Here is an 8,896-nt window from a genome sequence, read left to right as displayed (position 1 = left end):
TGGCGTCTGGGCCGTTGGGGTTGTCGGGGCACTGCGCTACCGCGGGGGGGGGGCCGCCGCGGGGGCCGCCGGGGCGGGCCTGCGGTCGGCGGGGGGCCTGGGCGGCGGGGACGGCGTCCAGGCCGCCGCGCCGCCACTCCTCGGCGAGGGTGTTCAGGTCCCAGCAGGCGGTCGCGGTGATCGAGACGGCGCGGGCCCCGGCGCGCCGGACGCGGCCCCGGACGACCAGCAGCCACGAGCCGAACACGGTCGCGGCGCAGCGCTCCTGCACCGACTCGAAGAAGGCCAGGTCGACGGGGCCGGTGGAGTCGTCCAGCGTGGCGAAGATGACGCGCTGGCCCGACCGGACCGCCGGGGTCTGCGTCGCGACCTTCACCCCGGCGACCAGGACGTCGGATCCGGCGGGGCGGCCCGGCAGCGCGGCGGCGCGGACGATCCCGAGGCCGTCGAGGAGCCCGTCGTAGAAGCCGAGGACGTGCCGGCTGACGTCCATGCCGAGGACGTCCAGCTCGGCCTCGACGATCTCGGCGGGCGTCATCGGCGGCAGCTCGCCGAGCGGGACGGGTTCGGCGAGGCCGAGCTCGAGGCCGGACAGGTCGCCGTCGCCGTCCTCGTGGCCGAGCGGCAGCTGCCCCTCGACGGGCGCGGCGCCGGAGCGGCGGGGCCGGGAGGTGACGCGGTCGAGGGCGCCGACCCGGCAGAGCAGGTCGCGGCGCGGCACCGGCCCGCCGCCGGGGCCGGACGGGTACAGCGCGTCGAACGCCCCGGCGAGGACGAGCCGCTCGGCGGTGGGGCGGGACACCCGGGCGCGCCGCCAGAAGTCGGTCAGCGACGCGTACGGCCGCGCGCCGACGATCGCGCCGACCTCGGCGTCGCTGATGCCCCTGACCTCGTTCAGCGCGACGCGGATCCCGGTGGCGCCGCCCGCGGAGACGGGTTCGGCGTGCCATTCGGGCGCGGACCGGTTGACGTCCAGCGGCAGGATCGGGACGCCGAAGTGCCGCGCGTCGTCCAGGATGACCCGCTTGGGGTACATGCCGGGGTCGTGGGTGAGGACGCCGGCGTAGAACGCGGCGGTGTGGTGCCGTTTCAGCCAGGCGGACTGGTAGGTCGGCAGCGCGAACGACGCGGCGTGCGCCTTGCAGAACCCGAACGCGCCGAACGCGGTGAGCGTCCGCCAGACCCGTTCGACGGTCGGCTCGTCGTAGCCGCGCGCGAGGGCCTTCTCGCGGAACCAGGCGCCGACGACGGCCTGGCCGCGCTCGTGGTTCAGGCTGCGCCGCGCCGCCTCCGCCGTCGACAGCCCGCAGCCGGTCATCACGTCGAGGACGCGCAGCACCTGCTCGTGGAAGACGACGACGCCGAGGCTCTCCCGCAGCACCGGTTCGAGGTCGGGATGCGGGTAGTCCGGGGCGCGGGTCCCGGCACGGGCGTCCAGGAACGGCGACACCATGTCGGAGTTGACCGGTCCGGGGCGGAACAGCGAGATGTCGATGACGAGGTCGTCGAGGTTCCACGGCTGGAGCCTGCCGATCAGCTCGCGCTGGCCGGGCGACTCGATCTGGAAGCAGCCGAGCGTGCGGGACGTGCGGATCAGCGCGAAGGTGTCGGGGTCGTCGCGGGGGACGGCCTCCAGGTCGATCTCCTCGCCGGTGGTCCGCGCGACCTCCGCGACCGCGTGCGCCATCGCCGACTGCATCCGGACGCCGATGACGTCGAGCTTCAGCAGGCCCATCGCCTCGACGTCGTCCTTGTCGAACTGGCTCATCGGGAACCCGAGCGCGCTCTGCTCCACCGGCACCCGGTCGCGCAGCGTCGCGTTGGACAGCAGCACCCCGCACGGGTGCATCGCGATGTGCCGGGGCAGGCCGTCCAGCCGCTCGGCGATGCGGAACAGCACGTCGAGGCGGCCCTGCGACAGGTTGCTCTGCCGCAGCTCCGGCAGGTCCCGCAGGGCGGCGCCGATCTGGCTCGCGCGGATGTGCGGGAACGCCTTGGCGATCGCGTCGATCTCCTGCGGCGGCAGCCCGACGGCGTTGCCGACGTCGCGGATCGCGCTGCGCGCCCGGTAGGTCTCCATCATCGACACGCACGCGGTGCCGTCGGCGCCGTACCGGTCGAACAGCGCCTCGTACGCCTCCAGCCGCCGCGCCGACTCCACGTCGAGGTCGATGTCCGGCAGGCCCTCGCGGCTGTCGGCGAGGAACCGCTCCATGACCAGGTCGTGCCGGAGCGGGTCGAGGTCGCCGATGCCGAGCAGGTGGTTGACCAGGCTGCCCGCGCCCGAGCCGCGGATCGCGCAGCGGATGCCGCGCGACCGGATCAGCGCGGCGGCGTCGGCGACCGTGAGGAAGTACGAGGCGAGCCCCTTGCGGGCGATCACGCCCAGCTCGTCGGCGAGCCGCGCCTCGGCGCGCCGCGACCCGGCGAGGCCGCGCCGGGCCATCCCCTCGCCGCAGCGGGCGGCGAGCCGGGCCTGCGGGTCGCCGCCCGTCTCGGGCAGGTGCACCGCGTCCATCCCCAGGTCGCGGCCCGGATCCAGGACGCACCGCTCCGACAGCCGCCGCGTCTCGGCGAGCAGCTCGTCCGCCTCCTCGGGGCCGCAGGCGAGCTCGGCGACCCGGCGCATCTGCGGCACCGACTTCAGGTAGGCGTGCCCGGTGCGGTCGTCGAGGTGCCGGCGGTCCAGCGGGACGAGCCGCCGGGTCACGTCCAGCACCTGCGCCACCGGATGGTCGGCGGGCTCCAGGTACCGGACGGCGTTGGCGAGCACCGCGGGCACCCCGGACGCACGGGCGAGCGCGAGCGTCCGCGCCGCCCGGTGCCCGTCCCCCACGTCGTGGTGGTCCACGATCTCGATCACCGTCTCGGCCGTCGCGCGCCAGGCGTCGAGGAACCGGGACGCGAGGTCGGGGCGCCGCGCCGCGACGGCCTTTCCCACGTCGGAGGCGGGGCCGAGGAGGACCACGAGGCCCTCGGCGTGCGCGCCGATCATCTCCCGGGTCGCCACCGGGTGCCCCCGCTCGCCCGCCGCGTGCGCCGCGGTGACCAGCCGGCACAGCGACCGCCATCCGGCGCGGCCCTCGGCCAGCACCACGACCCGCTCGCCGCCGGCGAGGCCGAGGTCGGCGCCCACGACCGCGCCGATCCCCGCGGCGTCGCACGCCTGGACGTGCCGCACCGCGCCGTACAGGCCGTCCCGGTCGGTCAGCGCGAGCGTCTCCAGGCCGAGGTCGGCCGCGCGCGCGGCCAGCGCGGCGGGCGGCGCCACGCCGTACCGGAGCGAATACGCCGAAGCGACGTGAAGGTGCACGTCAATCCCATACCCGGGATAGCAGCCAGCTGTCGGACACCGCGTCGTAACGCAGCTCGTAGACCCCGATCTCCCGGTCCGGGGTCGCCTCGACCCGCCAGAACTCCCGCTCGCCGGTGGCCTCGCCGTCGGGATGCTGCTCCCGCCACCAGTCGCGGGTCGTGACCCAGTGCTCCAGGACCCGCCGGACGCGGTAGAGCCGGCCACGCCAGACGAACCGGACCGGACGCCCGTCGCTCACCCAGACGTCCACCGGGTCGCCGAACACGCGTGTCATCTGCCTCCCCCTCGTGCTCGCCGCACGGGGGAAGGAGCATGCGGCCGTTCGAACATACGTTCGCGACCGAGTCTAGAGACCCCGGCGACCACCGGGCAAGGCGGGGTCCGCGCGACCGCCGGCACGGCCCCCGGCCGACGCCCTGGTCACGCCCCCGACGCGCTCCCGGCCTGGCTGGGGTGGACGCGCTGGGGGCGTCGGTCTTGCTGGGCGGGGCGGGAGCGCCGGTCGTGGTGGCGCGATCCCGACACAACCACCTAGACCGGCGGACCGGCGGACCGGCGGGACCACCTCAGCCGGCAGCCCAGCCACGCGGCGACCAGAACCGTCGCGATCGCGAGCGAAGCCAAGTTCGAGCTTGCGAGAACTTGATCGCGCAGCGAGCCCCCAGGGCGAGTCGAAGCGATGCAGCGATCGCACGCAGCGCCCGTTGAAGGGAGGGCCCCCAGGGCCCGACCGCCGAGGGCGGTGCAATCAACACAGCGATCGCACGCAGCGCCCGCCGAAGGAAGGCCCTCTAGGGCCTGACGCCAAGGGCGATGCAAATAGACACAGCGACGTCGGGGGCGGTGGTGACGTCGGCCATGCCGCCGCCGGGCCAGAGGTAGGACCAGCCGGTGCCGACCGGGGTGGCGACGACCATGACCTGCCGGTCGGCGCCCGCGCCGTGGACGCTGAGCACGCTCTCGCCGGGTCCGGCGAACCGGCAGGTCAGACCCCGGGCGTGGAGTTCGCCCGCCAGGGTCGCCAGGTGCCGGCGACGCACCTCGGCGATCTCTCGTCCCTCGACTACAGACACCTGTATCAGCCGCCTCAGCATGATCCGGACCGTCTTTCCGGGCGACCTTGGGCGATCGGGCGGCGACGGTTGGTGACCGGCTCTCAGGATGACCCGAACCGGCGCGCCGCGCAGGGAAACACAGAGAGTGGGACGGTGTTCTCCCTGTACGGGTTCCAGCGAACGGAACCCGGTTCGGATCCGGAGGGTGCGTCCGTGATACAAGCCTCTCTGAGACGGGCGTCCGGCGCCCGGCCCGGATAAGGAGTCAGCCGATGACCGCCGCCCCCGCCGGCGAGGAGCCGGATCCGCCGGAAGGCGATCCGGAGCACGAGGACGCCCCGCACCGCGCCGGGCACGAGCTGGCCGGGCTGCGCGAGCGCAAGAAGCAGCGGACCAGGCTCGCGCTGATCGACGCGGCGCTCGAGCTGTTCCTCGCGCAGGGCTACGAGGCCACGACGATCGACGAGATCGTGGCGGCGGTGGAGGTGTCGCAGCGCACGTTCTTCCGCTACTTCGCCACCAAGGAGGACGTCGTCACGAGCTTCCTCGCCGAGCACGACCAGGTGCTGGAGGAGGCGCTGGCGGCGCGGCCGCCGGAGGAGCGCCCGTTCACCGCGCTGTTCGAGTCGCTGCGGGTGGTGCTGCGCACCATCGCGGGGAGCGATCCGGCCGACAGCGAGCGGTTCCGCCGGGTGCGGCAGGTGATCGAGGCGACGCCGACGCTGATCTCGGCGCAGATGGCGCGGTACAAGGCCGCGGAGAACAAGCTCGCCGAGGAGATCGCGCGGCGGGAGGGCGTTGACCCGCTCGCGGACCTGCGGCCCCGGATCGTCGTGGCGTTCTACTCGTCGGCGACGCGCGTGGCGTTCGAGGACTGCGCGCGGCAGGACATCTGGGACCCGGAGACGGTCGCGGCCCGGGTCGAGGAGGCGGTGGCGCTCGTCGACCGGACGATGCACGACTGGGTCTGACGGAATAGCCCGCGCGCGCACCGGGTTCGCCGTTGTCGTAAGTTCCCCGAACGGCAGGAGTGGAAATGCGCGCGATCGTCGTCTCCGAGAGCGGCGGACCCGAGGTGCTGGTGCCCGGCGAGCGTCCCGACCCGGTGCCCGGCCCGGGGGAGGTGCTCATCGACGTGGCGGCGAGCGGCGTCAACTTCATCGACGTGTACTACCGGACGGGCGCCTACGCGCAGCCGCTGCCGTACGTGCCGGGCGTGGAGGGCGCGGGGACGGTCGCGGCGGTCGGCGAGGGGGTCGGCGACGTCGCGGTGGGCGACCGGGTGGCGTGGTCGAACGTGCAGGGCTCGTACGCGCAGAAGGCCGTGGTCCCGGCGGACAAGGTCGTGCCGGTCCCGGACGGCGTCGGCCTGGACGACGCGGCCGCCGCGCTGCTGCAGGGCATGACGGCGCACTACCTGACCCGTTCGGTGCACGAGGTGAAGCCCGGCGACACCGTCCTCGTGCATGCGGCGGCGGGCGGGATGGGCCTGCTGCTCACCCAGGTCTCCAAGGCGGCGGGCGCGCGCGTCATCGGGACCGCCTCGACGCCGGAGAAGAAGCGGACGGCGCGCGAGGCGGGCGCCGACGAGGTGCTGGACTACGACGGTTTCGCCGACCGGGTGCGGGAGCTGACCGGCGGTGAGGGCGTCGCGGTGGTGTACGACGGTGTGGGCGCGCCCACGTTCGACGGCAGCCTGGCGAGCCTGCGGCGGCGCGGCGTCCTCGCGCTGTACGGGGCGGCGGGCGGGAAGGTACCGCCGTTCGACCCGCAGCGGCTGAACGCGGCCGGGTCGCTGTTCCTGACCCGGCCGACGCTGGCGCACTACACCGCGACCCGCGAGGAGCTGCTGGAACGCGCCGCCGACGTGTACGGCTGGATCGCGTCGGGCGCGCTGGAGCTGCACATCGGAAAGCGGTACGGCCTCGCGGACGCGGCCGCCGCGCACGCCGACCTGGAGGCGCGCCGCACCACCGGGAAGCTGCTCCTCGTCCCCTGACGATCATCCCCTAATGATGATCAGCGGGGCGCCGGGTCCCCTAACCTTGCCTCCATGACGACTCAGACCGCCGACCCCCTCGATCAGGACGAGCCCCGCGTACTCGGGCCCTACCGCCTGCTCGGCAGGCTCGGCCGCGGGGGCATGGGCACCGTGTACCTGGCCGCCGAGCCGGACGGGCGCCGGGTCGCGGTCAAGGTCGTCAACCGCGAGCTGGCCGGGGAGCCGGCGTTCCTCGCCCGGTTCCGCCGGGAGGTCACGGCGGCGCGCCGCGTCCACCGGTTCTGCACCGCGCCCGTGCTGGACGCGGAGCTCGACCAGGACCCGCCGTACGTCGTCACCGAGTACATCGACGGCCCGAGCCTGGAGGCCGCCGTCCGGGAGCGGGGTCCGCTGCCCGGCTCCGACCTGGAGGGTCTCGCGGTCGGCGTGGCGACGGCGCTCGCGGCGATCCACGGCGCCGGGATCGTGCACCGCGACCTCAAGCCCGCCAACGTCCTGCTGTCGTCCACCGGGCCCCGCGTGATCGACTTCGGCATCGCCCGCGCCCTGGACGCCCCCGACGGCCCGACCCGCACCGGCCAGTTCGTCGGCACCCCGTCCTACATCGCGCCCGAGGTGCTGCACGGCGGGCCGGTCGAGCAGGCGTCGGACGTGTTCGCCTGGGGCTGCGTCATCGCCTACGCCGGGACGGGCCGCCCGCCGTTCCAGGGCGAGTCGGTCGCGGACACGTTCCGGCGGATCGGCGCCGAGGAGCCGGTGCTGGACGGCCTGGACCCGCGCCTGCGCGCGATCGTCGGGGCCGCGCTCGCCAAGGACCCGCGGAGGCGGCCGACCGCCGAGCGGCTCCTCGCCCGGCTCGTCGGGCAGGAGGCGGCCGATCCGGCGCGGACCGCGGAGACGGTCTCGGCGGCCTGGCGGCGTCCGGAAGGGGCGCCCGCCCCGCCGCCGCCCGCGCCCGCTCCCGTCCCCGCACCGGCGGCGGTCCCGGAGCCGCGTCCCGCCGAGCCGTCCGGCGGAGCACTCGGCGACGGCGCGCCCACCGCCGCTCCGCCCGCGAAGGCCACCGCCTCCCCCTGGCCGGACGAGGAGACCGTCGTGGTCGACCTGCCGTTCCCGGAGGTGTGGCGCGGGCCACGGCGCTGGTTCACGCTGCTGCGCGGTCTGCTGGTGATCCCGCACCTGCTGGTGATGCTGCTCATGTACACCGCGCTGGTGCTGGTCATGCTGGTGAGCTGGGTGGTCATCCCGTTCACCGGCCGCTACCCGCGCCCCCTCTACGGCCTGGCCGTCGGCTGCCAGCGCTGGTCGAGCCGCGTCGTGGCGTACGCGTTCGGGCTCACCGGCGAGAAGATCCCGCCGTTCCGCACGCTGCCCCGCGCGCGCCGGGCCCGCTGACCCGCCGGGCCCGCCGGGCCGCCGGAACCGCCTGGACCGGGCGAACCCGGCCGGTCCTTCGCGCGTCTGAAACGTCGGCGGCCACTAGGGTGCTACCCGAAACCACCGGCAACGTCCGGAAACCCCCTCCCAGGAACTTCACACCAATGACCACGCACGCAGGAGAGAACGGCGAGGCCCTGCGCCCCGACGACCCCACCGGGCTCGGGCCCTACCGGCTGGTGGGACGGCTCGGCCGCGGCGGCATGGGCACGGTCTACCTCGGCGAGGAGGCCGGCGGGCGGCGCGTCGCCGTCAAGGTGATCAACCGCGAGCTGGCCGGGGAGGCGCCGTTCCGCGACCGGTTCCGCCGCGAGGTGACGGCCGCGCGGCAGGTCCGCCGGTTCTGCACCGCGCCCGTGGTGGACGCCGAGCTCGACCGGGACCCGCTGTACGTGGTCACCGAGTACATCGACGGCCCCAGCCTGGAGAGCGCCGTCCGGGAGCGGGGCCCGCTGCCCGGCTCCGACCTGGAGGGCCTGGCGGTCGGCGTGGCGACCGCGCTCGCGGCCATCCACGGCGCCGGGATCGTGCACCGCGACCTCAAGCCCGCCAACGTCCTGCTGTCGTCCACCGGGCCCCGCGTGATCGACTTCGGCATCGCCCGCGCCCTCGACGCGGCCGACGGCCCGACCCGCACCGGCCAGTTCGTCGGGACGCCGAACTACCTGCCGCCCGAGCTGCTGCGCGGCGAGCCGGTCACCCCGGCCTCCGACGTGTTCTCCTGGGGCTGCGTCGTCGCCTACGCCGGGACGGGCACCGCGCCGTTCTCCGGGAGCACCGTCCCGGAGATCTTCTACCGGGTCGCGCACGACGAGCCGAAGCTCGACGGCCTCGACCCGGGCCTGCGCGACATCGTCGCCGCCGCGCTCGACAAGGACCCGCGGAACCGGCCGTCCGTCCAGGAGCTGCTCGGCCGCCTGGTCGGCGCCGGGCAGACGCCCGACCCGGCCGTGCTCGCGCAGACCGTCCAGGCGAGCTGGCACGGCGCCGGGACGGACCAGACCGTGCAGGCGCCGCACGCTCACCCGGCCCCCGCCACGCTGTTCGAGGCGGACGCCACGCGCCGCGACCCCGGCCCGGCCGGCG

Annotated in this window: 7 protein-coding genes; 4 read left to right on the top strand and 3 right to left on the bottom strand. The window is 75.1% G+C overall.

The window, feature by feature from the left end; all coding sequences use genetic code 11:
• The 3 genes from ABZ914_RS40300 to ABZ914_RS40290 all read right to left on the bottom strand — a co-directional run.
• A partial coding sequence (locus ABZ914_RS40300; protein WP_500199849.1) for a DNA polymerase III subunit alpha occupies positions 1-3,313 on the bottom strand: 3,313 nt, incomplete at its 3' end.
• Position 3,314: 1 nt separating this feature from the next.
• Positions 3,315-3,590 carry a DUF6504 family protein gene (locus ABZ914_RS40295; protein WP_500199848.1) on the bottom strand — a complete coding sequence of 92 codons (276 nt, stop codon included), beginning with the start codon at positions 3,588-3,590 and terminating at the stop codon, positions 3,315-3,317.
• A 517-nt stretch (positions 3,591-4,107) separates the two neighbouring features.
• Positions 4,108-4,410 carry a hypothetical protein gene (locus ABZ914_RS40290; protein ID WP_500199846.1) on the bottom strand — a complete coding sequence of 101 codons (303 nt, stop codon included), beginning with the start codon at positions 4,408-4,410 and terminating at the stop codon, positions 4,108-4,110.
• Between the two features lie 233 nt (positions 4,411-4,643).
• On the opposite strand from ABZ914_RS40290, the gene ABZ914_RS40285 reads away from it, so the two are divergent.
• The 4 genes from ABZ914_RS40285 to ABZ914_RS40270 all read left to right on the top strand — a co-directional run.
• A complete protein-coding gene (locus ABZ914_RS40285) occupies positions 4,644-5,342 on the top strand; it encodes a TetR family transcriptional regulator (RefSeq protein WP_500199845.1) in 699 nt (232 codons plus the stop codon).
• 65 nt (positions 5,343-5,407) lie between these two features.
• A complete protein-coding gene (locus ABZ914_RS40280; RefSeq protein WP_500199843.1) occupies positions 5,408-6,370 on the top strand; it encodes a quinone oxidoreductase family protein in 963 nt (320 codons plus the stop codon).
• Positions 6,371-6,424: 54 nt separating this feature from the next.
• Positions 6,425-7,768: a DUF4389 domain-containing protein gene (locus ABZ914_RS40275; protein WP_500199841.1), complete on the top strand. Its 1,344-nt coding sequence runs from the start codon at positions 6,425-6,427 to the stop codon at positions 7,766-7,768.
• Between the two features lie 146 nt (positions 7,769-7,914).
• Positions 7,915-8,896, top strand: a 982-nt coding sequence (locus ABZ914_RS40270; protein ID WP_500199839.1) for a serine/threonine-protein kinase, incomplete at its 3' end; no start/stop codon positions are given.

Origin of the sequence: Spirillospora sp. NPDC046719, assembly GCF_040645715.1 — a bacterium.
GTDB lineage: Bacteria > Actinomycetota > Actinomycetes > Streptosporangiales > Streptosporangiaceae > Spirillospora.
This window is presented reverse-complemented; position numbering and strand designations above follow the sequence as displayed.